Genomic DNA, 23509 nt, shown 5'->3' with positions numbered 1-23509 from the left:
GGAGCCACGCCATGGCTGCGGTCGATATCAATGCCGCCGTGATTGCCAGGTCTGCCATCTACACCCAGTTAGCTCGCGTGACGGCGTTGCTGGTTGGTGGCCGCCCGGTAGTGGAGGCCCCCGATCGAGCCCGTGCCGCGGCCATTCTGGCTAGATATGGGCAGAAATTGACCCAGCTCTACGTTGGGCTTCAAGCCGCTGCGATCGTTGACCGGCAGTTCCCGGCCTCCCCTGTCACGAGGGTCGCCGGACCGGCGCGTTCGCTGCGTCGGGCTGTCGATGCAGTCGGCGTGATCGGTGACATCCTCGCCAGTCACGTTCCGCCGGGGCAGACACCGCGCACTCCGGAAGGGCTCGCGGTTCGAGCTGGCGGTGGCGTCCAATCCGGCCTTGCCGATGTCGCGAGGCTCACCTCGGCCATGATCATGATCGACACTGCGCTGCCGGGTTGGCTCGACCAGGGGCGAGGCCATCTGACAGAGATCTACCGGCCGGCGGCGGAAGCCGCCAGATGGACCGCCAGCAGCCGCTTGAGCGCGGTCGCCGGTGAACTGATGGCCTCGGGCCGTGGGCATCCCCGGCTGCACGGGCTCGACGTTGCTCGGCCTCCGTCGAATCCCGCACCGGTCGTCAGCACCGCAGATGACGCGGTCGCAGCCGTCAGTGCAGCGCGAACCTGGATGTGGCAAAACCCGAGCGAGTTGACGAGTGTGCACCTACAGCTCGGGACTCAACTCGGCTTGGCGGTGCATGCCCTGTCCAGCAGCGGCGACCCGACGATGATTGGCGGCTGGCGTCAGGCGGCCATTGCGGCTGCTGACCTGCGTGCCACCCCTCCGGTCGGCGCAGCCTGCGATACCGCTGCCGAGCTGACAGAGGTCCTACGGTGGCTGCGATCCCTCGGCACGGGCGAGCGGGGTGACCGGCACCTTAGACAGATCGCGCGCCTCAACGCGGAGCTTCCGTTCATGGCGGCCACGCTTCACAAAGGGCTCTCGGCTGCCCTGCAGCGGCGTGACCTGTTCGTCAGGGACGAGGGGGTGCTGCTACGGCCTGCCGGCTCCCTCGTCTTCCGCGCCGCGGAACGCTGGCGTCCCGCCATCAACGGAGACGACGTCGTGCAGGATCTCGCCCGTGCACTGATACAGCGGCAAGACGTCAACAATGATCGTGAACAAGCGCGTCTTCCGGCCAGGGCGTTTCCTAACCCGCCACGAGCGACGTCCTCGATGTCGGAGCTGTCCTGGTTGCCGGCAGATCCGTCCTCGGGACGGGACGTCCGTCGATCTCGGTGAAGTCGGCTCGCTGCGGGGTGGCGCGTTGGTGGCGGCGGTTCAGTTTCACGATCACCGGTTGGCCGTTGCGGCGGCCGGTGGCGACGACGGCCTTGTCGGTGCGGTGCACAACCCGGCCGGTGCCTACCCCTGCGGCAGCGGCACGGGCGACCAGCGTCGCGAATACGTCATCCGCCCCGTCCGCCACGAGACCGGCACTGCCTGCGCTGGCTGTCTGGGATGAAGTCATGAGACGGCCGGGAGCAGGTCGTCGTCGCGGCCGGTCATCGGCAGGCCGGCGGCGGTGGCGATGCGCTCGATCGCTTGCTCCAGGGTGGTGGTCTCAGGCAGGACGAGTTCGTCGGGCCAGCCGAGGACGTCGCCCGGGGTGTACACGCCGAGCATCGTGTCGGCAGTGAACTCCCGCGCCTCGGGCCGGGTCTGGTGGCGGCGCAGAGTCTCCGGCCACGACACGTCGAGGTACACGAACAGGGTTCGGCCTCGGTGCGCGTCGCGCAGCTCGGTGAGCATGCGCCGGTACCGGGCGGTGTGCATGATCCCTTCCAGGATCACGTGGTAGCCGTTCTCAAGACAGAAACGGACGTTTTGCGCAATGAGCGTGGGCGCGAGACCACCTGGCTTGTCCCGTTCCCTCAGAAGGACCCGCCTCATATGATCTTGGCCAACGAGGGCGCAGCCGCGGCCGTGCCGATACCGCAACTCACGGGCAATCGTGCTCTTCCCGGCACCGGAGTTCCCCCGAAGGCAGATCAAGATCGGCAACTCCGTGTTGGTCATCGGTCCGTCTCCGGCCAGGTGATCGCGGTCAGCGTGTGGCGGCGGGGTACGAGCAGCCGCAACCGTTCGGTGTCGGGCAGGGGCGTGCCGGCCGGGTGCACGGTGATGTCCGGGACGACGCCGGCCCGGAACTGCTGGTCCCAGGCCACTGTCAGTTCCATCAAATCGTCAGTGAGTCTGGTGGCGTGCGGACCGAAGCCGTGCCCGCCGAGCTGCCACGTCGTCGTGTCGTGGCGGCGCATGGTCAGGTAGGCGAGGCTGTCACTGGTCAGCAGGGTGGGGCAGAAGAAGCGGTCCTGGGGATCCAGCAGGCCGGCGGTGCGGTCCCGATCGACTCTGAGCACGCCGTACGGGCGGGGTTGGCTGGCCAGCCACAGGTGCAGGCTCTCGAGGTAGGTGCCCATGCTCATGTCCAGGGTCACCGGCGAGGACACCTCAACCCGTGGCCCGTCAAGGGCAGCGCGCAGGGCGTCGGCGTTGGTGGTGGTGGTGTCGTCGTCCAGGGTGAGAACGGCGTCGTCGCCGCGCAGCGGCACCCGGCGGGCCGGATCCCGGCCGTGGCCCTGCATCGCGACGAAGCCGCACTGCACGGACGCTGTCGCGGCCAGGTGGTCACCTGCCGGCTGCAGGGTGAGGCAGCGGGTGTTGCCGCGCATCCGCAGAGGCACCACCAACCTGCCGGCGGGGGAGAGCTGGTCGGTCCACGCGGGTGGGAGGTCACTGGCCTCGACCGTGACGAGCACCGCGTCCCACAACCCGTCGGCGCGATGGCCGTGGACGCCATCGGCGTGGACCACCTCGACCTGCGAGTAGCCGGCCCGTGCCAGCGCCTCTTGCGCGTGGGTGACGACCCGCACGTCGATGTCGACGCTGACGACCGTTCCGGCCGGGCCGACGACCTCGGCGATCAGCGCGGCGTTGTACCCGCCTGAGCCGATTTCCAGGACCCGGGCGCCGGGCCTCAGCCCGGCGGTCTCCAGCATGTACGCCTGCAACCACGGCGCGGAGATTGAACTGGTCGTCTTTCCGTCCGAGCCGCGTTGGGTGACGACAACATCATTCGCATACGCGCTCTCGATGCTGGTACCGGCCGGAGCGAACAGGTGCCGCGGCACCGCGCTGAACGCCGCCGCCACCTCCGGTCGGGTAATCCAACCCTGACCGCGCAGCTGCTCAACCAGCTGCCGGCGAGCGGCCTCCGCCGTCAACGTCTCGGTCGTCCCGCTTTCAGGTGCCACGAGGACATCTCCTCCCTCGAACGGATATCAGGTGAGCAGCCGGCCGACCGCGACGAGCATCGGCCCGTTGCTGGGATGCGGCAGGTTGAGATCAGCAGATCGGCACGCCGTCTTCGAGGTAGCGGGTCGACCCGTCGGCACGCGCCTGCAGGCACTCGCTGACGCGGCGGGCCAGCAACGGCTGCAACCGCTGTCTCGTCTGCGGCGGCGCAGACCACGCCCAACCCTTCAACTCGGCGGGCGGCACGACGATCCGCTGGGTCTGAACCGCGTCCAGGAGACCGCCGTCGAAGACGAGCATCACACCGTCGGTGCGGCCAGCACGGGCCGGCACCCAGTCCACGACGAGCAGCCGACCCGGCGTCAGGTCCACGCCGAGCTCTTCGCGGCACTCCCGCACCGCCGCCTGCCACGGCGACTCGCCGGCCTCAACACTGCCTCCGGGAATCTCCCAATCCGTTTTGTACGCCGGCTCGACCAGCAGAACCCGATCCTGCGAATCGGTGATCAACAGTCCGGCCGCCATCCGCTTGCGCGGGAGACCAGCGGTGAATTCCTGAGGGTCGGAGGGCATGCTGGCACCGTAGAACTCCCGGCAGCCGACACGCCCGCAGCGCCACGCCCCGACAATGTCGGCACATTGCGACACCAACTCCAACACCCGCCACCTTGACCGGTTCGGCGACATCTGACGGTGCTACCTCGCCGCATGACGCGCCGGCTGTCGGCCCGGAACATGTCGCAGCGAGCCGCTACGGTAACCGCTCAGCGTGAGCGCTCGAACCGGGGGTGGTGGCCGATTGGCGACAGCGACGAGGTCAGTGCGGCGCGCCGCGCGCTCGGCCGTCGCCTCGCGCACCTGCGCAAGGCTGCCGGCCTCACGCAGCACGGCCTCGATGTGATCACCGTACGGGTGATGTCCGCGGCAACTCACGAAGTTCGCGGAGGATGTCGCGGACCGCTGGTGAGCGCGGTGCGGCGGGGACGAGTTCGTCGTGAAGTCGGTGTAGTAGTGCGACGCTGCGTACGGAGCTGACTGCGGGCAGGCGGCCGAGAGCCACGCGGGCTGTGCTGACCGCGAGGTCGAGGTCACCGGCGGCGTTGTGCGCGAGGCTGAGCCAGGCGCCGTGGCGTAGTGCGGAGCGTTGTGGGGAGTCGGTTGGGCTGGTGTGCGCCCGGGAGTGAAGCAGCCGTTCGGCTTTGCGGAGGAGCGCTGGCCGTTGAACCGGGACCTGCTCGGCCAGTACGACGAGGCCTCGGCCGGTGATCGCGTCCAGTTCGACCCGATCGATGTACGAAGCCCATGGAGGTAGTGGGGTGTCGGGGGCGGTGTCGAGGAGTGCGAGGGTGTTCTCGCGTGTGTGGAAGAAGCTGGTGAGGTCGCCGGCGACGGCGTGGGCGAGGCTGCTGCGCGCGGCTACCAGCGAGCGGACAGCGGGCGGGGTCCTTGCCGCCGATTCTTGGGCTGCTGAGGCGAGTTGCAGGGCGTCGAGGGCGTGGCCTCGGTCGGCGGCTTGGTTGGACATGAGGGCCAGGATGCTGGCGGCTAGGCCGGGATCGCGAGCGGCGTGCGCGGCGCGGAGAGCGGTGAGGTACCAGCGTTGGGCGAGGCCGTCCTCGTTGGCATCGAACGCCATGAACCCAGCGGTCTGGGCGAGCTGCGCTAGTGCGGCGGCAAGGCGGCGGCCGGCCTCCGCGTTGTAGGAAGCTCGGCGCAGGAGCCGGGCCACGGCGGTGAACTGGTCACTGACGAAGCCGCGGGCGGCGCCGCCCTGGTGGTCATCGAGCTGTTGTGCGTGGGCGACGACGGTGTCGATCATGTCCAACAGCGGTGGGGTGACCGGTCCGCCGTCTCCGGCCGCCGCGATCAGGTCTGGATGTGGCTGGTGAAGCGCGGTCCACGCGTGGGCGGTGAGCGCGACGCCGGTGACAGCGATGACGGTGCGACGGGTCGGCACGGGTCCTCCTACGAGGCTGAGCAGTCCGTTGCTGTCCCAGGGTAGATCCATCGCGTGATTCGCCGGCAGCGCTGGACGCGAACGCGGGGCGGTTACCCCCCAAACGTCCTCGAACATCAGGTCGATTCTGAGCTTGGCGGACAGCACCCCGACGACGAGTTCGGGTATGTCACCGTGCGGCACCGCGCCGTCTGCGACCCATTTGTAGGGGGTCTTGGGGTGGACTCTGCGGGTGCTGCCTCGGGTCACCAGAGCGGAGTTGATTCGTCGGGCGAGGGCCTCGGGTCCCCATTGCGCATCGCGGAGCAGGCCGGCCAGCCGTTGGTTGGCGCGGGATGTTGTGGGTTCGGCTTCCACGGTGGGACCCCCTTCCGGGTGCCGGTAGCGCAGCCGCGGGCCTGACAGTAGCGGCCAGGGTCAGTGGCAGGGAACGAAGCGCACCATCCGCACCAGGTTCCGAGCGAGCGGCACCGATGGCACTGCGTCGATGCCTGCCCCAGGCGCCCGAAACCGACAAAGGTCGATGTGTGGGCAGAGTCAGGGCCTCGGTTGTCCCTCCGGGCGTCCTGCAGTTGATGCCCATTAGTCGACCTGCGGTCGCAAGGAGAGCTGCCATGCCACGTCCGTTTTCCGGCCTGCCGGTAGGAGTCGATCCCGTCCTTGCCGCTGACATTGATCTGCTGGTGCGTCCCGGCCGGATGTTCCTACGGCCCGACGATCGCGTTCAGTCACTGCACGAGCAGGCCGGTAGTGAGCCGGGCCGGATCAGTAAGGCCATCGTCGCCGGCCCGGCGCGGTTGAGCCAGGTCACCCGGACGGCGAGCGAGAACTCAGCCGGTTCGCTGCCGCTGTTGCTGAGCGTGAATCAGGAAGGCGGCCGGTTGAACGCGCTGGACTGGCCAGGCGTGGCCCAGTTGCCGGGAAATCTGGCGATTGGGGCAGCGGAGGACGAGGACCTGGCCGAGCTGGCAGGGGCGGCGATCGGTGAGCAGCTCCGGGCGGTGGGGTTGACCTGGAATTTGGCGCCGGTGTGCGACACCACGGGATGGCCGGCGGCTGCCGCGGTTGGCGCTCGCTCCTTCGGTTCAGATCCTGAACGGGTTGGGCTGTTGGCGGCAGCGTTCGTGCGTGGAGTGCAGAGGGCTGGCGTCGCGGCGACCGCCAAGCATTTTCCCGGTCTGGGCGGGGTTGTTGGGGACCCGCACCACGTCGCGCCGGTGGTCGACCAACTCGACCCGGGTGCGTTGCTGCCGTTTCGAGCGGCGATTGGCGCGCAGGTGGCGTGCGTGATGGTCGGCAGTCACACCGTGCTCGCCCTGGACAACAAGCCGGCGTTGGCATCGCCGCGCGTGCTTGGCCTGTTGCGTGACGAGCTGGGCTTCGGCGGTGTGGTGGTGAGCGAGAACTTGTCGATTCGGGCGGTGCACGAGCCGCTGGGTGGCCTGGCCCAGGCGGCGGTCGCCGCGGTGGCCGCCGGGGTGGACATCGTGATGCTGGACTCGGAGGTTTCCCGGGGGCATAGCTCGCCGGCGGCACAGACGGCGGCGGTTCGGCGGCGCGCGGAAGTGGTGCAGGCGCTGACTGCGGTGGTCGAGCACGGCGTGATCGATCGCCGCCGGATCGGTGAGGCCGTGGACCGTGTGCAGACGCTGCATCGGCGGTACGGCCTGACGCCCGGCTCGGTCCGGCCGGACTGGCCGACAGCGAACCCGGTGGCCTGGCGTGCGGCGGAACGGGTAGCTGACCGTTCGGTGGCGGTGGTGCGCGGAGACCGGCTCCTTCCGCTGGACGTGCCGTCCGGCAAGGTGCTGGCCTTGGTGCGGGTGCCTGACGAGGGGCAGCGGCGCGCTGACAGTGCCCGCTATACGCCGGACTATCTGCCCGCGCTGCTCGCCGCGCACCACCGCGTGGTGCAGGTGCCCGTCGGCGCTCCAGTGCCAACCGCCGGCCCGGTCGTCGTCTACGGCTACGACACCCGCACCAGAACGGCGGGTCCGAGTAGAGCTGTCCAGGAAGCCGCTCGGCTGGTCGAGTGCGGGCGGATGGTTGTTCAGGTCGCGTTCGGTGACGTGGACGACCTGGCCGGTTCGCCCGCGCCGGTATTGGTGGCCGCGTTCAGCCCGCACTGGGCCTCTGTGGCGGTGGTGGCCCGAATCCTGCTCGGCGACGGCCGCGCCCACGGTGTCGTACCCGTCTTCGGGGCGTCATGGTGACTCGGGTTCCGGCCGGCCAACTCGCCAGTTTCCTGCAGTGCCTTTATCAGGCAGCGGGGATGACCCGAGCCGGGGCGCGAGTGATGGCCGATACCCACCTGGAGGCCGACCTTCGCGGCATCCCCGGCCACGGCAGCCGATTGGCCCCCGGCTACCTGGACAAGCTGCGCACCAGGCACCTGAACCCACGACCCCTGATTCGGATCGTGCGGGACGAGGAGGCGGTCCTGGTCGTGGACGCCGACCTGGCCCCGGGACCGGTGGCTGCCCGCCTGGCGGTCGCCGCAGCGATGCTTCGCACCCGGCGCTATGGCATCGCCGCCGTGACCGTTCGCCGGGCCGGTCACGTCGGCGCGCTCGGCATTCCCGCCGCGCAGTTGGCCCGGCGCGGCCTGGTGGGCGTGGCCGCCGCGCAGGCGTCCGCACGCAGCGTGGCCCTGCACGGAGGCACGAGCACGCCGGTCCTGGGCAGCAGCGCGCTGGCGGTCGCCGTTCCAGGTCCGGACCCGCAGCGCCCGGTGCTGGTGGACCTGGCCGCTGCCGCGATGTCGTGGGGCCGCCTGCACCACCTGGCCCGCACGGGACAAGCGTTACCCAACGGGTCCGCTCTCGACGCGAGCGGGCATCGGGTCCGCGATCCGAACCTCGCCGTGGCGCTGTTGCCCGGGGGCGAGCGCGGCCAAGCCCTGGCGATCGTCCTGGAACTGCTGGTCGGCGCGCTGACCGGGAGCGCCCCCTTGCCGGCAGGAGACGACGGCCGCGGGTTGCTCGTCGTAGCGGTCGACCCTCGCAGCCTCGCCGTCGCCAAGTCGCTGGCCACCGGCGTAGCCGCTGTCGCTCACGCGGTGCGCGAGCAGGGCGCCCGGATGCCCGGAGACCGCGCCTGGTCCCAGCGCGACCGGGCTCACCAGGACGGCATCGCCCTCGACGCCGACGATCTCGCCGCGCTCATTGAGGCCGGTCGCCGCGTGAACGTCCGTGCTCCCCACGGATGGATCCAACCCGAACCCCTGGAAGCCAGCACCGGATCACAGAAGGAGCAGATGTGAGCAGTCCGACCAGCAAACCGACCCTCGGCGGCCCACCGGCCGCCGACCAACCGGCCCTCTACCGCGGTGCGGCCCGGGCCGAGGTCGCCCGCCGCCTGCAAGCCATCCTCGACCTATCCGACCCCTACCCGGTCGTCGACGCGGCACGCCAACTCGCCGCTGGGGCGCTGGGGCGTGCCCTGGCTGACGTCGTAGCGGGCCGGCTGCTGCACGAGCCCACCGGCCGCCGCATCCCGCTGCAGGAACTACCCGCCCGCACGATCGCCGCGCTCACCCGCACCCACCACCTCGACGCGGACCAGAGCGACGCCCTGGGATTCGCGCTGCGCTGCGCCTTCGCGTGGCCTGGCGTCGTCGGCACCCCAGACGCTCCGCACGCGCTCAAGTCGGTGCTCCCGGCCGGATTCGCGCCGAAAGCCACGGTCGAGCAGATCGCCGCGAGCCAGGCCACCGCCGGCCCCGACGGGCTGAACACCAGCTACATGATCTCGCAGATGAAGGGCGGCATGTCCGCCGACTTCGGCATCGGCTGCCCACTGATGTGCGCCTACTGCTACCGGCGCGAAGGCGACACCGTCGACGGTTACCTCGGCTCCTGGGAGCCGACCGGGTTCCTCGAACCGGAGGACGTCGTCGCGCGGCTGCTGTCGCACCCGTGGTTCACCCCGCACCACACGCCCATCGGCCTGCACATGTCCACCTCCGAGGCGTTCCTGCCGAAGCTATGGCCGCGAACGTGGCGCGCGTTGCAGCTGCTCGACGAGCTTGGTCTGACCAACCGCGTTTCGTGCATCACGAAGTACACGCTCTCCGATGAGCAGATCGACTGCCTGGAATCCCTCGTCCACGTCGACCTCGACATCAACGTCTGCTACGCCGCCATGCCCGAGTCGATCGAGCCGCCCAACCGTGGGCGCCGCCTGCGGTTCCTACGCCGCATCCTGCACTCCGAGAAGATCAACGTCCTGGCGTACTACCGACCGATCGCCGAAGGGCTCAACACCACCGACGCCCACCTGCGTCACGTCTGGCAGACCTTCAAGGACGCCGACGCCCGCACCGTGGTGCTCGGCGGGCTGAAGTTCGCCGACGACCACGCCCAGTCCTTCATGTCCTACGGGCTGCCCCTGCCAGCAGGGTCCTTCACCCCCGGCAAGAAGCTGCTCACCGTCGGCACCGAGGCGCGGATCATGGCAGCCTTCGACGAGGTGTACGCCGACGTGGCCCCAGACTGGCGCCCCGCGGTCCTGAAACGGTCCTCGTGCGGTCGAGCGGTGGAACGCGGCAGCCACATCCCCGACTACAACGGCCACTACGACCAGCCCACCACCAACTGCCGCCTGCGCTGCCCCGGCGACCAGCATGAGGTGTGCGCGGCAGCGCAGCCGCCGGACGAGGAAACAGTCCGAAACCTTCTGGCCCGCATCGGCAGGCCCGACGCGCGGGTGGACATCACCAAGAGCACCACCGTCGTGCACGCCGAGTTGAGCCCGTTCGAACGAACGTTCCTGCGCCAGAACCTGCTCTTCCCGGTGCACACCGCCCGGCAGGCCGCCGAACTCGTCGCCGGAAGGATCCCCCGGTGACCGCCCCAGCACGCCCCACGCCTACCCGGGTCTTCCTGCCCCTGGCCCAGTCCCCGCTGCTCGACCACCGCCACGACGACGAGGACGTCGACCTCGCCGTACTCCTTGCCACGGCCGCTGACCCCGACCCGGCCACCGTACGGGCGCTGCTGTCGATCACCGCCATGCCGGCGGCCGACCGGATCGCCCGCGCGCTCGACGAGCGAACGGATCTTCCTCTGACCTCACTCGCGTTGCTCGTGGCGTACCGGGTCGACGCCAGGCGGGCGACCAGTGCCCTACGGGCCAGACTCTTCCCCGACGGCACCTCACCCGGCGCGTGTCATCGATTCGTCCGCACCATGGCGACCCTCGTGCACCAGCCCGCATTGGTCGACGACGCCTACCTCGACAGTGCACGATTCCGCGCATCCGCCGCCGCAGCGGACCCGGTGACCCTGGAACAGCTACTGGCTCCGATCCTGGACGGGGGCGTCCTGACCGGTCCTGCCCAGACCGGACTGCTCGCGCTGCTCGACGCCCGTGCAGGCCGCGTCCCGACGGCCCCCGTCGACCTGGCGGGTGCTACCGCTCTCGACCGCGCCCGCCGTCAGCAGGTGCGCGCGGCGCTTCTCGCACGGCGCGAGCAGACGATCCGTGGCCTCGCCGCGCACACCGGGGGACTGACGCTGGCCGCCGAGCTGTGGTTTGACTCGCTCACGGCCGCCGCCGACACCCCCGTCCAAGCCAGCCAGGCCCTCGCCCTGGCCGAGAACGCCGCCGACAGCCTCGCCTCGGGGGAGGACCCGGCCTGCGCCTGGCCCGCCGTCCGTCGCCGTTGGCAGCACGTCACCGCCGCCGCAAGCGCCGCCGAAGCCCAGCCGGGCGGCTGGGAGCAGGCGTGGCAGGCAGCCGAGTTCACCGACGAGGGCGCACGGTGGGACGACACTCAACGCGCCCTCGTGGCCGGCTACGACCTGCTCGCCGACCACGTCCGCAGCACCTGGGGATCAGCGGACACCCCGCCCACCCCCGACCAGTGCTGGGCCGCCGACCCCACCGGCCGCGCGCTGCTGCACCTGGTCGCCGACCACCTCACCGGCCACCAGACACACAGCCCCCTTCCGCACTACAACGACCAACTCCTCATCTCCTTCGTGCACGGGCTCGCCAAGAACCGCCACGACAACATCCCCGCGGGCCTACAGCTGCACGGCCTGATCGCCGCCATCAAGGCCGCCCGGTCCAAAGCCGCCCTCCTGACCCGGCCCGCCCCGGCCGACCTCGGCATCGTCGTGCCGATGCGCGCCGAGACGCATCACCTCACCCCCGAGGACGGCGACAACGCGCTCACCGTCAAGTTCGCCCAACTTGGCTGGCTCCTGCAAGCCTGTCCTGACGCCCACGCCGACCTCCTCCTGGTCGACGAGAGCATCGACGGCTCCTCGGCCCGCGCCGCCCGCGCGATCGACGTCCACCACGCGCAGATCCGCGTGACCGTCGCCCAACGCCCCGACGACACCAGCGCCAAAGGCGGCGCCGTGCTCTGGGGCCTCACTGAGCTCGCCGGCGCCGGCCGCACCATCCTCGCCTATACCGACCTCGACATCACCTATCCACTGGAGCAACTCGGTCTCCACGTTGCCGCCCTCGACCAACCCGGCGTCGGCGCCGTTATCGGCTCCCGCCGCCGCCCCGACTCCTACGGCTACTACCCGCCAACAGGCCCGGCCCCCACCGCCCGGCTCTACCAAGGAGCCGTCCGGGACCTCCTGCACCTCGACGCCACCGACCCGCAGGCCGGCTTCAAAGCCTTCCCGGCCACCGCCCTGCGCACCGCACTGCCCCTCACCGCCGACCACAGCTTGGCGTTCGACACCGACCTGCTCGCCGCCATCGCGCGCTGCGGACACGTCGTGGCCGAGGTTGGCGTCGCCGCCCTCCACCAGTACGTCGAAGGGCACCGGAGCACCCCGCACGACTACGACACCATGCTCAACGGCGTCCACCGGCAGGCCCTGCGCCACGGCCTCGACCCTGACACACGCCGGACCCCGACGTGGGATCGCATTCGTCAGGCCGGCTCCCTGGCCGCAGCCGAACGCACGACCACCACCATGCTCAAGGCGCCCGCCTCACGCTGACGAATCATTGCGGGCCGCCGGCATCGACGCGTTGGCGGCCCGCACCCGTGCGCGCCTTCACCATGTGCCCCGAATCGGACCAGTGCGATGCGTAAACTGCACAGATCCGCCCGGCTCCCTGTCGCCACACCCTGACGGCCGGTGCAACCCAACCGAAAGGTAAGCGCGTGAGGGCCGTCATCGCTGTCGCCGGCATGGGCAGCCGCTTCTTCCCCATCGGCAAAACCATCAACAAATGCATGCTGCCGATCCTCAACCAACCAGTCGTCGCCTACGCAGTCGCTGACTGCGTCGCCGCAGGCGCCCACGAGATCGCGATCGTCACCGCCCCCGGCGAGATCGGCCGCCAGGTGCGTCATTACTTCACCGAAGACCACGACCTGAAGGACTACTTCACCGCACGCGGCTGGCAGGACAAGTACGCGCCCCTCGCCGACCTGCACAGCCAAGCCGACTTCACGTTCATCGAACAACCGCGCGACGACCGGTACGGCACCGCGCTGCCCGCGATCGTCGCCGCTGACTTCATCGCTGGCGACGACTTCCTCCTAGTTGCGGGTGACGACTTCCTTCTCCGCAACGACGGCGGGTCAGACCTGGCCGACCTCGTCGCTGCCCGGGCCGCCGCTGGAGTGCCGGCCGCGCTCGCCGCCGCCACGGTGCCCGGCGCCGAGGCCCATCGCTACGGCATCCTGCACCCGCGAGTAGCCGAGGGTCACCAGCTACTCGATCAGCTGCTCGAAAAGCCGGACGACTACGGCGAGCCAACCGCGTACATCAACATCAGCCGCACCCTGCTACCCGCCGACGCCATGGCCTACTTCCAGAAGCTGACTCCGGCGCCGAACGGCGAGTACCAGGCCACCGACGCCGTCATCGCCTTCGCCCGCGACAACGACGTGCTGATCCACCCCGTCACCGGCGAGTACCACGACTGCGGCAACCCTGCCGGCTGGCTCGCTGCCAACAACGCTGCGGCTCTGGCCTGAGGGCCTGGCCTTCCCCCGGGATGTCACAACGCCCCGTGTCGGGGGCCAGCCCGGCGGATACGCACGTCGGTTCTTCAATGCGCGTGTGCCGCCTGCCAGGGGGATTGAACCGACGGCTCAGCCTAGGTTTCCGGGTGCATGACGAAGTTGTACGAGACGATCATCAGGCCCAGCGCGCCACCGAATGCGGCCCCTGCGGCGATGATGGTCTTGCCCGCCCCCCGCTCGTTCGTCCAGGACATCCAACCGGCGCTCATGGCATTCAGGCTGGCCGTCAAACGGCGAGGATCAGTAACAGGGCCTGGGTCGTGGTTGACGGCACTGCCTAGGTGTGATCAGGCACGGTCATCTCGCGGCTCGGTGGACCGGCTGTGATCTTCTCGCAGATGCTGAGCAGCTCAGAGTGGTTGCGCAGCTTGGTATACCCCTGGGGAGGATGGAATGCGTCCAGCTGAGCCCTGAGCTGCTCCAGCGACATCCCCGGGTACTCCGTAACTCGTTGGATCGGGATCGCGAAGGCCTGGTCCAGGTCCTGGACGTACTCGAGCACCGAGGCGCCGTTGCCGGGGCGAGACCGTTCGGCGATCTCGGCAATTCGCTCCGGAGTGTCGACGATGGCGGGCCCGAGGTCGATAACCGCCCCGAGCCGGGCGACGGGCCAGGTGAGGTAGACGTACCAACGCACCGACTGGCCGGTCAGGAACCGGCGCCGGAACTCGTGCGTCTTCTCGCCTGCCCAGAGGAGGTCGTAGTACAGGGGATTCAGCGACATGAGGATGGGCTCGCGGCCGTCGTCAGCCGTGCCGCCGTTCCCGAACAAGCTCGGTTGGCCGCTACGAGAGATCACGTTGCTGACCGTGCCAGGACCTCCGAGGCCAACCGCGCCACCGGCAGCTGACCGTCCAGCATCACCGTGTCCGCCGGCAGCAAGCCGACAGCCGCAGCGCAGCGCGTTACCTGCTCCAGCCGCCAAGCACGTACCTGCGCATCACGATCCGGGTCATCCGGCCAGACCGCCTGCGCCGCGATGCGCGTCCGTAGGACGTCGGTGGGCACGTCGATGAAGAAGTGGTCGACAAGCACGTTGTGGGCGCGCAGCCGGCCGAAAATCTCGTCAAGATACGACGGCACCACCACGGTCATCGGTACGACAAGCGTCCGTCCGTACTCCTCAAGCAGCGCTGTCGCTGTATCCGCGACGCTACGCCGCCATACCCGCAGGTCTTGAAAATCGCCACTCGCGGGCGGCGGAACGATCTCGCGGAGCATGAACCCTGGCAACTCCGCATCGAACATCAGCAGCCGAGGGTCATCCGTCGTCAACTGCTGCGACAGAGTCGTCTTCCCAGCGCCGAACGCACCGTTGATCCAGATCACGCGCACGTGTCGCTCCTCAGGCATCCGGCGGATCCACTAGTAATTGATCTAGGCCGGGGGTGGCTCGGCCAGCCGAGAGCGGCCAGTCTGCCGTCGGCCAGGAGATTGTGAGCAGACCGTGCGTATTTGTCAGCACCGCTACGTTCCTTCCGATGAACCCGATGATGCTGTCGAGTTGCCTGCCCCGGCGTGCGTGCGACGATGGCTCCATGAACCACGGCAGCGCCGGCTTGGTTATCTGGGACGTTGACGGAACGCTCATCCCCGCAGACTTGCGCTGGCTGACGCGAGCGATCTCTCGCGCCTACGGCATGGCCGAGTCGGAGGTTGTCTTCCCCGACAAGAAGGTGCACGGCTATACGGACGAGTCGATCGCCATCGACACGGCGATCGCCTCGGGCGTCGACGCGTTGGCTGCGGAGGCCGGCATACCCGCCTTCCGCGAGGCCATCGCCGCAGTGATGCAAGAGGGCCGGCAGGAGCTGGCTGAGGTGCAGCCACCGTATCCAGGTGCTGCGGCGAGCATCGCGGAGCTGCACGGCCGTGGTTTCCACCAGACCGTGCTGACCGGCAACCTGCGCTCGGCCGCCGAGGTGAAGCTGCAGGTGTCGGGCTTGGACGAGTTTCTCGATCTCCGCATCGGCGGGTTCGGGTCGGACGCTCGAGACCGCTTCCAACTCCCGGCGGTCGTAGCTGGACGCTACCTCGCGACCTACGGCCAACAGCTCGATCCTGATCGAGTAATCGTCATCGGGGACGCGCCCAACGACATCGCCTGCGCACGTCACGCCGGCTTCCATGTCGCTGTTGTCGCTCACCGGATTGGACATCAAGAGTTGGCCTCCCACCACCCTGACGTGGTACTCGACAGTCTTGACCCAACGGCGGTAGTGGCGGCGGTTAACCCGCTGTGGGCTTCGGGCGGGTCGCCGGCTACCTCTTAAGGCGTGCAACCTTCTCGGTGCCCGCAGCGCATGACCGTCGCTACCGCCTCTGGCCTGGTTGCCTGACGGGGTCGGACGGTCGGAGTCTGGCGGTTCACCGCCACCGGGGCGGTCCGGTGGCACGGTACGTCCTCGGAACGGCAGTCGCATTCCTCGTAGCCCATCTGAAAACGGTCGGGACGAAGTGGACGTAATCAGGTGAACCTCAAAGCGGCCTTTGAACCACGTAAGAAGCGAGGGTGAACGCAGCGTGCCGGAGCGTTGACTATCTGGACTGGCGACCTTCACTCGGGTTGGCCCCGCCGCCGTCGTACGAGTCGAGGGGGTCAGTTCTCAGCCACGGCGTGAAGGCCGGCCGCGACGTAGCTGGCAGCAGCGACTGGTCCGGTGGAGGGGGCGTGTCCGGCGTCCGCCCGGGTGAGGGCAGGTCCGCTCCGTCGGCGGCAACCGCGAAGCGTCCGACCTCGCGGCATCCCGTCGATCGATGCAGCACCACAGATATCGGCCGCTGGCAGGTCTTCGAGCGTGGCCGACCTGAGACCCGAGGCGGTCGGGCCGCCGACCGAGGTTGCGCGCCCCAGGCCGCGCCCGCTCAGGTTGGACGGCGCCTGCTGCCGGCCCGCAGGTCGCCAAGGCGCGGGCGGGCGCATGGAACCCGTCGCCGCCCCGTGCCGATCGTGACGACCTCGGCGCCGAGTTCCCGCATCGCGGCGAACGCGTGTTCGCACAGCACGGTGCCTGCGCCGAGCGGGCGGTGCTCCGCGGAGACGGCGAGGATCGTGACGCTGTTTGCGTGCGCCCCGCGCCGCAGAGTGCCTGGCGTCTTACGGGGGCACGGAGGCTTCCGGCGCCTTCCACCTGTACGCCCGCCTTGACCTGCAAACATCAGATGAATTACCTTGAAGAGCGTCTATCTTACGTCCGTCAGTGAGATTTCGCCGTGCGCCGGCTTCTCGCCCACCTCGTACAGTCGCTTGATCGTGATTTGGTAACCGTCGTCGACGATCTTCTTGATCTGGCGGCGGGCCTGCGCTTCGGGATCGAAGGCCGGTGTAGGCGACGAAGGGGCGCTCGGCGACGGGGCGCGACCGGTGCGGAGCTGACCGGTCGGACGTCCGACGGCACGCCACCGTCCGTGAAACAGGCGGCGGTCAGCAGGATCATCATCAGCGTCATCCGTCGTATCCGCGCCTGATCCATGTTCTCCGGCGCCGGGGCCGGGCGATGCGGCCTGTGGCCCCCTCCGGCCACATCGCGGCGGTTCGCTCGGCCGGAGGGGAGCAAAGCAGGTAGCCCGCCGGGGCGGGCTACCTGGTCAGCTCTGCAGGCGCCACTGTTGGTTGGCGGCGCCGGTGCAGGACCAGAGGTGGATCGGGGTTCCGTTGGTGGTGCCCAGGCCGGAGGCGTCCAGGCACAACCCGGACTGTGCGCTGGTGATGGTCCCGGTGGTGGTGACGTTCCACTGCTGGTTCGTCTGGCCGTTGCAGTCCCAGACGATGGCCAGGGTGCCGTTGGCCGTGCCGGCCCCGCTGGCGTCGAGGCATTTGCCGGCCAGGGTCAACTGCTTGCCGGTGGTGTACGTCCAACGCTGGTTGGTCGCCGCGCCGCAGTCGTACAAGCGCGCCTGGGTACCGTTCGTGACCGCCGGCAGATCGACGCACCGGCCGGACTGGCCGCCGATGATCTGGGCGCCCTGCGGGACCGTCGTCGAGGTGGCGAACTTCAGGTCGCTGACCACGTTGACGGCCCGTTGGCTGCGGTCGTGCGAGGTGCTGAAGATGCCGCCGTCCTGGGTGGTGGCGGCGCCGGTCAGGGTGACCGCGGACCCGACCGGGATGAAGTTGGCGCCGTCGTAGGAGTAGGAAGCGGTCGCCTGGGTGCCGGTGCGGGTCAGCCGGACCCAGACCGGGCGGAAGGTGTCGACGGTGGCCCGGGCCTCGCTGTCGGCGAACCCGTCGCCGTTGGAGTCCCACTCGAACAGCACCCCGTTGCGGGGCGTGACCGCCACCAGCGCGTAGCCCGGCGAGGAGCCGGCCCGGGTCATGTCGTTGCGGATCATGACGCCGGTCTTGGCGTACGCGTGGGAGTCGTTCAGCGAGTCGACCCGGGCGGTCACGCTGGTGCCCGCGGTGACGGCGTCGTCGGAGTAGATGGCGCCGTACTCGTCGTTGCGCTGGCTGCCGCTCTGCCAGACGTCCGCGCCGGCGGCCGAGATGCCGAACTGGGACCCGGACTGGGCGAAGAACGAGCCGGCGGTGGAGGTCCCGGTGGTACGCAGCGGAGCGGCGACAGCGGAGCCGGACTGTCCACAGGACGGGGCGAACAGGTTGCCGTTGAGCTGCGTCCGGAGCGGCGACGACACGCCGGCCCCGCAGATGACCGAGGCCGCGCCCGAGGGCCAGTTGGTCCCGGAGACCTGCGTGTTGCCGTAGATCTGGTTGTTGTGCAGCGCGGCGTCCGGGGTCGACGCCCCGCCGGAGTTGAACCAGTTGCCGGTGATCGTGTTGTCGTTGGTGTTGTGCGCCGTCCCGAACGAGTTCGTGAACACCCACGGGCTCGCGCCCTGCAGGACATTGCTGCGGTACGTCGTATAGCGGGTGCCCTCGTCGAGGTAGAGCCCGACGCCCGAGACGTTGTAGAGGTAGTTCTTCTCGGTCACCGAGCCGGGACTGGCCGACAGGTTGTAGAGCGAACCGCCGTCGGAGAACCGGGCCTTGGTGTTGTGCACCAGGTTGTTGGCGACCAGGTTGTCGCGCAATGTCGTCGGCGTCGTGTACCGCGTGTTGTAGGTGTAGTACCCGCGGTTGTTGTAGTCGTTGGAGCCGCCCGGATCGTTGGTGCCCCAGCCGTACCCGGTGTCGATCGCGTCGTACGAGACGTTGGCGACCTCGTTGTGGACGATCTGCGCGCCGGTGACGTACGTGCTGAGGATCCCGGAGTTGTCCTTGTAGTCGACCGCGGCCCGGTTGACCGTGTTGTCGGTGATCCGCACGTTCCGGTTGGTCATCCGCTGATCGCTGGGGTGGTGCGCGTCCGGGCGTACCCCGCCGGCGACGATGCCGTGCCCGGCGACCTCGGTGAACCGGTTGCCGGTGACGTCGATGCCGCTGACGCCGAGCCCGACCCCGGACAGCGTCGCGTTGGCGTCCTGCCCCAGGCCGAGGGCGGTCTGCCCGAGCGCGGTGAAGGTGTTGCCGGTGAACGACACATTGGCGGCGGCCGAGACCTGAACCGCGGCCGGCTCCTGGTACCAGGTGTTGCGGGCCCGCTCGAACATCGTGCAGCCCCGCTTGCAACTGCTGAACGCGTCGCCCGGCCGGTAGCTGAAGGCGCCCTTGAGGAACGTGCCGTTCTGCTGGTTCGCGTAACCATCCACGGAGGACGGACCGAGCCAGGAGGTGCCGGCGAAGGTGAGACCGCGGAACGCGAGGTTCGACACCGGACTGTCGTACGTGCCGGAGATGCTGACCAGGGTCTGCAGCCGGGGCAGCTCGATGTCGAGGCTGTTCGGATCGACGCCGGGCGCCGGCTTGAAGTAGAGCTTGCCCGCCGACGGGTCGACATACCACTGGCCCACCGCGGTCAGGAACCGCAACGAGTTCTCCAGGTAGAAGGTCGGCGCGCCGAGCAACGGGCTCTGCGGGGTGTCCCAGCCCCAGGTGTTGTTGTTCCAGCCCGGCTGGGCCATCGTGATGGTGTTGCCGCTGATGCTCGCGACCGGCGAGTACCGGTTGGTGAAGTCGCCGAGGCTCTGGAACTCGATCCGGTTCTGCTGCGGCAGGCCGGAGAGGTAGTTCAGCGCGCCGTTGTTGATCGTCATGCCCGATGCGGTGAACGTGACGTCGGAGCTCTGCAGGCGGATCGCCGCGCGCGGGGCACTGACGCCGTTCACGTACAGCTGGCGGGTGTCCAAGCCGACCGGCGTGTTCGCGACGTAGATGTTGGACGCGGCGTCGTGCACCGACCAACCCGCGACGTCGACCGCACCGGTGATCACCGGCCGGGCGCCGGCCGCGGCCGTCCACAGCACCGTGCCGCTACGGCCGCCGTCCTCCGCACGGAACTGCAGGGGGCTGGCGACGCGGTAGATGCCGTCGGCCACCTGCACCGTGACGTCGCCGGCGGGTGCGGAGCGGACCTGGGCCTGCGCCTCGGTGAGGGAACAGGGCTGGGCCGATGAGCAGGCCGTGCCGGAACCGGTGGGGGACACGTAGAGGGCACTGGCTGCGCGCGCAGGCGTCGCCACCAGGACGGTGGCGGCCAGGGCGATGGCGGCGACCGCGGTCCGCAGCGCCTTCCTCGGTGAACCTTGCGATGTCGACAACACGCGTCTCCGTCTCCGCACGAGGTGAGTCAGCTCAACGCCGGGAGCACATCAGACGTGTGACGTTTCGCCAAGATTGCGAGCGTGTTTTCGCAGATGGCGGAGAAGTCCTTCGATATTGATACGCCTACACTCGACGTCCCCACCAGGCGGCACGGGGACGCCGGAGGGCGGTTTGTGAGGTTTCTGTAGTTCGTCATCGCCCGATGTCGTGGTGTTCGGGCTGGTCCGGTGTCGGGTCGGCGGGTATGCGGGCTGGTTGGACATGGTCGAGCGCAAGGCGTATCCCAGTCATCCATCCGATGATCGGTGGTCGGCCCGTTGCTACTCGCGTGAAGGCCAGGCATCCGTCGGCGTCCGGGCACCAGCTCAGCTACGAGCTGCGGGAGATCGTGAATGCGATCTTCCATCGGCTGGTCGCCGACGAGGCGGGCTGCGGCGGCCCGGTCGAGATCCAGATCCTGGCTGGCCAGTCGGTAGCTGCGTGGTGCGAGTGACTGCACTACCTGCTCGACATAGAACTCCTAACTCTTTGAGTGTTGGAGTCGGCGCCAGCAGATGATGGCGCAGGCGAGGGTGAGGAAGGCTTCGTGGATGTCGTCGCGGATCTTCCAGCGGATGCGCAGACGGCGGAACCAGTGCAGTAGGGCGATGGTCTGCTCGACGACCCACCGTCGGGTGCCGAGTCCTGAGCCGTGTCCGGTGCCGCGTCGGGCGATGACCGGTGTGATGCCCTTGGCGCGTAACTCGCGGCGGTACTTGTCGAAGTCGTAGCCGCGGTCGGCGTAGATCCGCTCGGGTCGTTGCCGGGGTCGACCGCGAATGCCCTTGATCGGTGGGATCTTGTCGACCAGGGGCATGAGTTGGGTGACGTCGTGGCGGTTGCCGCCGGTCAGGCTGACGGCGAGGGGGATGGCGCCCGCGTCGGTGATGACGTGGTGTTTCGAGCCTGGCTTGCGGAGGTCGACCGGGCTCGGGCCGGTTTTGGGCCGCCCTTCAGTGCCGAACATGGGTTCCGTCGATCACCGCCCGGGACATGTCGAGCTGGTCGGCGGCTCTGAGCTTGCCGAGCAGGACTTCGTGCAGGCGTTGCCACACGCCGGCGTCGTTCCAGTCCCGCAACCTGCGCCAGCAGGTCATCCCCGACCCGAACCCGAGTTCTTGGGGTAGGCACTCCCACGGGATCGCGGTGTAGAGCACGAACAGGATCCCGCACAACACCTTGCGGCCGCCGAAGGGCTTACGGCCGGGGAACCGGTGCCGGCGAGGCGGTCGGGGTGGCAGCAGCGGTTCGATCTCGGCCCACAGGTCGTCCGAGACGATCCACGGCGGCTGCTCACCCCTCCTCACGTTCAGACAGGACGAGCTTCACGATCAGCCGGTTACGCCCAACATCATTCTGTTAGGAGCTTTTAGGCAGCCATTTGCTCCTCAAGTTCGCGTACAACCGGCTCAGCGCGCCAACGGGCCAGCCGCTCTCGGGCTCGTTGAGCTCGGGCGATGCCCCGCTGGTTGCCGCCGGCCTTCAGCTGACCGTAGGTGTCGCCGAGCAGAGTGCAGGATCGCTCCAGCTCGCCAGTCTCGGCGTAGGCGCTCGCGAGGTCGACCGCTGCGGCGAGGGCGACGTTGATGTTCGCGGAGTCGCGTTCGAGCGCTTGTACTGCACCTTCGAGCACCCCCACAGCCTGCTCGGGCTGGCCGAGGAGAAGATGGCATGTGCCCGCGTAGACGTGGAGACGGGCGTTGCTCCAGTCGCTGTAGAGGCCGACACAGTCAATCGGTGACAAGTCGTTGACCGCTGCCTCTGCTCGCCCTAGGGCAGCGGTAGCCTCGCGCGGAAGTCGTAGGGCGGCATAGGCCTGGGCCTGCTCGGCGGCTATGCGAGCTCGCGCGGCGGGGCTGAGATCTGCGGAGGCGCGATCGGCCTCGTCGAGCAGCCGCAGGCCGATCATGACGTCACCATCGGCTTCGATCAGCGTGGCGGCTTGAAGGTTACCCTCAAAGATGCGTGCGGTGGCGCTGATCCTGCGGTCACCGAGCCTGTCGCCCAACTGGCGGGCGTAGGCGCAGTGAGCGATTGCGAGAGCACGGTTGCCTTGCGCACTCCACAGCCTGCTGGCGACGACCGAAGCTTCGGCGAGCATGGCCCCAATATCAGCACGGATGGGTGCACGGCCGGCTTTGCGGTAGAGCGTCGACAGGCATTCACGGTGCGCCTCGATCAGGCCCAGCAGCGCGTCGGGTGACACGGCTTGGCGTTGTTGCGCCAGCATGCTGGTCAGCGTGGAGAAAGTGTGCCACTCGCCTGCCAGGTAGTCGCCGCCGACCCTGCCGGCTAGCGACTCAAGAGCGGTGGAGGACGACGGCTCTGGAGCAACCTCAAGCGGCTGAGGTGCCGGCATACTGCTCGGCACGTGTCGGGCGCTGGCGCGGCGGATCCGATCGTATTCGCGGGCCAGACTGCCGCCGGTCCGCAAGAGCTCATCGCATTGGGACCAAAAGTTTCGCCCCACTCGCTGACGGCCAGTCTCCACGTTCGCGATCGTGCTTCGTCCGTAGTTGACAAGAGGCGCAAACGCTTCTTGCGTGTAACTGGCGGCCTTACGGCTGCTGGCGAGCAGTTGGCCAAGAGCGATCCATGCCTTGGCAATTTCTTGCGGTGGAACGCTCGGCATCAGCAGCTCCCGATGGAGACGAACGTCCGCACGAGGCGACACGTGGTGGCGTGAAGACACTCTAGTGCGGAGCTGTGGTGCGTCGGTTACTCAGCGGCTTCTTCCAACATTCTTCCGACAAAATTCCGACATCGCTCTCGCGTTGGCCGGAACTCGCGTGACCTGCGACTTTCGTATGCTCCCTGCTCGTGACCCGTGCGCTAGGGAAAAATGATCATGAGGTTGAAGCCAAGTACCAGGTCAGCGACCTGGGAGAGTTGATCACGGCGCTCGCCCAGCGGCAGGTGGCGTTGACGGAGCCGTCGGTGCAGGACGACCAGGCGTACGCGCCGGCCGGCTGGTCGTACGGGATGCCGAAGATCGGTTTTCCGTTCGCGCGTCTGCGCACGCAGGAGGGCCGCCATCTGTTCACCGTGAAGAAGCCGATCGACAACGAGATGGCGTGTCTGGAGCACGAATGCGTGATCTCCGACCGCGACGCGATGCACGCTGCTCTGACCACGATGGGTTGGGTGCCAACGGTGCGAATAGTCAAGCAGCGTCGAACCGGCGATTGGGAAGGCGCGACGGTGTGCGTGGACGTCGTCGACGGGCTTGGCGCGTTCGTCGAGGTGGAGCGGGTGGTCAGCTCCCAGCACTCTGGTGAGCAGGTGCAGTACGGACTCGACTTGATGATTCGTTCGCTGGGCGTGCCGGTGCGGAGGGTCGTGGACACCTACGACACGTTGATGTGGAACCTGAGGCGTGCGGCTGTTAGGGCGTCGACGCCAGGCTGACGTGGCCAACCACGCCGGGTGCCGCCCCGGCTGCGCCGGCTGTAAGCCTGGCCGCCAAGCTGGAGCTGCTGGTGACGTTGGTCAGCCTAGAAACTCCTAACTCTTTGAGTGTTGGAGTCGGCGCCAGCAGATGATGGCGCAGGCGAGGGTGAGGAAGGCTTCGTGGATGTCGTCGCGGATCTCCC

20 protein-coding genes and 1 pseudogene are annotated in these 23509 nt (G+C 68.7%); 11 read left to right on the top strand and 10 right to left on the bottom strand.

The genetic code is table 11. From position 1 onward, the window contains the following. Positions 1-11 precede the first annotated feature (11 nt). The gene (locus AB0B57_RS34050; protein WP_357079558.1) at positions 12-1295 is read left to right on the top strand and encodes a hypothetical protein; all 1284 of its coding nucleotides are present in this window, start codon (positions 12-14) and stop codon (positions 1293-1295) included. Between the two features lie 28 nt (positions 1296-1323). Then, positions 1324-1518 (top strand): hypothetical protein, encoded by a 195-nt coding sequence (locus AB0B57_RS34045; RefSeq protein WP_357079555.1) that lies wholly within the window; start codon positions 1324-1326, stop codon positions 1516-1518. A gap of 2 nt (positions 1519-1520) precedes the next feature. On the opposite strand, the gene AB0B57_RS34040 is transcribed toward AB0B57_RS34045, so the two are convergent. The 4 genes from AB0B57_RS34040 to AB0B57_RS34025 form a co-directional block, all read right to left on the bottom strand. Beyond that, positions 1521-2072 (bottom strand): kinase, encoded by a 552-nt coding sequence (locus tag AB0B57_RS34040; protein WP_357079552.1) that lies wholly within the window; start codon positions 2070-2072, stop codon positions 1521-1523. Continuing rightward, entirely contained in the window at positions 2069-3310 is a 1242-nt protein-coding gene (gene fxlM / locus AB0B57_RS34035; protein ID WP_357079548.1) for a methyltransferase, FxLD system, read from the bottom strand. The genes AB0B57_RS34040 and fxlM overlap by 4 nt, the downstream gene beginning before the upstream one ends. 91 nt (positions 3311-3401) lie before the next feature. After that, on the bottom strand, positions 3402-3884 hold the full coding sequence (locus tag AB0B57_RS34030; protein WP_357079545.1) for an NUDIX hydrolase: 483 nt from the start codon (positions 3882-3884) through the stop codon (positions 3402-3404). Between the two features lie 328 nt (positions 3885-4212). After that, on the bottom strand, positions 4213-5268 hold the full coding sequence (locus AB0B57_RS34025; protein ID WP_357079542.1) for a hypothetical protein: 1056 nt from the start codon (positions 5266-5268) through the stop codon (positions 4213-4215). Between the two features lie 614 nt (positions 5269-5882). Between AB0B57_RS34025 and AB0B57_RS34020 the strand changes: the two genes are divergently transcribed. The 5 genes from AB0B57_RS34020 (at position 5883) to AB0B57_RS34000 (ending at position 13228) form a co-directional block, all read left to right on the top strand. Further along, the gene (locus AB0B57_RS34020; RefSeq protein ID WP_357079539.1) at positions 5883-7481 is read left to right on the top strand and encodes a glycoside hydrolase family 3 N-terminal domain-containing protein; all 1599 of its coding nucleotides are present in this window, start codon (positions 5883-5885) and stop codon (positions 7479-7481) included. Continuing rightward, entirely contained in the window at positions 7475-8530 is a 1056-nt protein-coding gene (locus tag AB0B57_RS34015; RefSeq protein WP_357079536.1) for an Ldh family oxidoreductase, read from the top strand. Before AB0B57_RS34020 ends, AB0B57_RS34015 begins: the two co-directional genes overlap by 7 nt. Continuing rightward, positions 8527-10116, top strand: coding sequence for a hypothetical protein (locus AB0B57_RS34010; protein ID WP_357079533.1), 1590 nt, complete (start codon positions 8527-8529; stop codon positions 10114-10116). The genes AB0B57_RS34015 and AB0B57_RS34010 overlap by 4 nt, the downstream gene beginning before the upstream one ends. Then, the gene (locus AB0B57_RS34005) at positions 10113-12239 is read left to right on the top strand and encodes a hypothetical protein (RefSeq protein WP_357079529.1); all 2127 of its coding nucleotides are present in this window, start codon (positions 10113-10115) and stop codon (positions 12237-12239) included. The genes AB0B57_RS34010 and AB0B57_RS34005 overlap by 4 nt, the downstream gene beginning before the upstream one ends. A gap of 167 nt (positions 12240-12406) precedes the next feature. Next, complete coding sequence (locus tag AB0B57_RS34000; protein WP_357079526.1) at positions 12407-13228, top strand: sugar phosphate nucleotidyltransferase; 822 nt, start codon at positions 12407-12409, stop codon at positions 13226-13228. A 122-nt stretch (positions 13229-13350) separates the two neighbouring features. Here the strand turns inward: AB0B57_RS34000 and AB0B57_RS33995 are convergent, their stop codons facing one another. The 3 genes from AB0B57_RS33995 to AB0B57_RS33985 all read right to left on the bottom strand — a co-directional run bounded on the left by AB0B57_RS33995 (position 13351) and on the right by AB0B57_RS33985 (position 14611). Further along, complete coding sequence (locus AB0B57_RS33995; RefSeq protein ID WP_357079523.1) at positions 13351-13485, bottom strand: hypothetical protein; 135 nt, start codon at positions 13483-13485, stop codon at positions 13351-13353. Positions 13486-13553: 68 nt separating this feature from the next. Continuing rightward, on the bottom strand, positions 13554-14000 hold the full coding sequence (locus tag AB0B57_RS33990; protein ID WP_357079520.1) for a hypothetical protein: 447 nt from the start codon (positions 13998-14000) through the stop codon (positions 13554-13556). 71 nt (positions 14001-14071) lie between these two features. Further along, positions 14072-14611, bottom strand: a complete 540-nt coding sequence (locus AB0B57_RS33985; RefSeq protein ID WP_357079517.1) for an AAA family ATPase — start codon at positions 14609-14611, stop codon at positions 14072-14074. Between the two features lie 146 nt (positions 14612-14757). Between AB0B57_RS33985 and AB0B57_RS33980 the strand changes: the two genes are divergently transcribed. Next, positions 14758-15549 carry a haloacid dehalogenase-like hydrolase gene (locus AB0B57_RS33980; protein ID WP_357079513.1) on the top strand — a complete coding sequence of 264 codons (792 nt, stop codon included), beginning with the start codon at positions 14758-14760 and terminating at the stop codon, positions 15547-15549. Positions 15550-16489: 940 nt separating this feature from the next. Then, the gene (locus tag AB0B57_RS33975) at positions 16490-16744 is read left to right on the top strand and encodes a hypothetical protein (protein WP_357079509.1); all 255 of its coding nucleotides are present in this window, start codon (positions 16490-16492) and stop codon (positions 16742-16744) included. A gap of 120 nt (positions 16745-16864) precedes the next feature. Here the strand turns inward: AB0B57_RS33975 and AB0B57_RS33970 are convergent, their stop codons facing one another. Next, positions 16865-19873: an RICIN domain-containing protein gene (locus AB0B57_RS33970; protein ID WP_357079506.1), complete on the bottom strand. Its 3009-nt coding sequence runs from the start codon at positions 19871-19873 to the stop codon at positions 16865-16867. A 332-nt stretch (positions 19874-20205) separates the two neighbouring features. On the opposite strand from AB0B57_RS33970, the gene AB0B57_RS33965 reads away from it, so the two are divergent. Next, positions 20206-20370: a hypothetical protein gene (locus AB0B57_RS33965; RefSeq protein WP_357079503.1), complete on the top strand. Its 165-nt coding sequence runs from the start codon at positions 20206-20208 to the stop codon at positions 20368-20370. Positions 20371-20397: 27 nt separating this feature from the next. Here AB0B57_RS33965 and AB0B57_RS33960 read toward each other — a convergent pair. Then, positions 20398-21196, bottom strand: a pseudogene (locus AB0B57_RS33960) (IS5 family transposase). An 89-nt stretch (positions 21197-21285) separates the two neighbouring features. Beyond that, positions 21286-22548: a helix-turn-helix transcriptional regulator gene (locus AB0B57_RS33955; RefSeq protein WP_357079500.1), complete on the bottom strand. Its 1263-nt coding sequence runs from the start codon at positions 22546-22548 to the stop codon at positions 21286-21288. 188 nt (positions 22549-22736) lie between these two features. Here AB0B57_RS33955 and AB0B57_RS33950 point away from each other — a divergent pair, with 188 nt between their 5' ends. Next, positions 22737-23324, top strand: coding sequence for a CYTH domain-containing protein (locus tag AB0B57_RS33950; RefSeq protein ID WP_357079497.1), 588 nt, complete (start codon positions 22737-22739; stop codon positions 23322-23324). Positions 23325-23509 lie beyond the last annotated feature (185 nt).

The sequence above is a fragment of the Micromonospora sp. NPDC049101 genome (assembly GCF_040648675.1).
Taxonomy (GTDB): domain Bacteria; phylum Actinomycetota; class Actinomycetes; order Mycobacteriales; family Micromonosporaceae; genus Micromonospora.
The sequence above is the reverse complement of the archived record's forward strand: the minus strand, read 5'-3'. Positions and strand labels throughout refer to the sequence as shown.

Bases quoted from the DNA above. Each gene is read 5' to 3' on its own strand.
- AB0B57_RS34020 (WP_357079539.1), top strand. From the start codon at position 5,883: ATGCCACGTCCGTTTTCCGGCCTGCCGGTAGGAGTCGATCCCGTCCTT.
- AB0B57_RS34030 (WP_357079545.1), bottom strand. From the start codon at position 3,884: ATGCCCTCCGACCCTCAGGAATTCACCGCTGGTCTCCCGCGCAAGCGG.
- AB0B57_RS34040 (WP_357079552.1), bottom strand. From the start codon at position 2,072: ATGACCAACACGGAGTTGCCGATCTTGATCTGCCTTCGGGGGAACTCC.
- AB0B57_RS34015 (WP_357079536.1), top strand. From the start codon at position 7,475: ATGGTGACTCGGGTTCCGGCCGGCCAACTCGCCAGTTTCCTGCAGTGC.
- AB0B57_RS33980 (WP_357079513.1), top strand. From the start codon at position 14,758: ATGAACCCGATGATGCTGTCGAGTTGCCTGCCCCGGCGTGCGTGCGAC.
- AB0B57_RS33995 (WP_357079523.1), bottom strand. From the start codon at position 13,485: ATGAGCGCCGGTTGGATGTCCTGGACGAACGAGCGGGGGGCGGGCAAG.
- AB0B57_RS34050 (WP_357079558.1), top strand. From the start codon at position 12: ATGGCTGCGGTCGATATCAATGCCGCCGTGATTGCCAGGTCTGCCATC.
- AB0B57_RS33955 (WP_357079500.1), bottom strand. From the start codon at position 22,548: ATGCCGAGCGTTCCACCGCAAGAAATTGCCAAGGCATGGATCGCTCTT.
- AB0B57_RS33990 (WP_357079520.1), bottom strand. From the start codon at position 14,000: ATGTCGCTGAATCCCCTGTACTACGACCTCCTCTGGGCAGGCGAGAAG.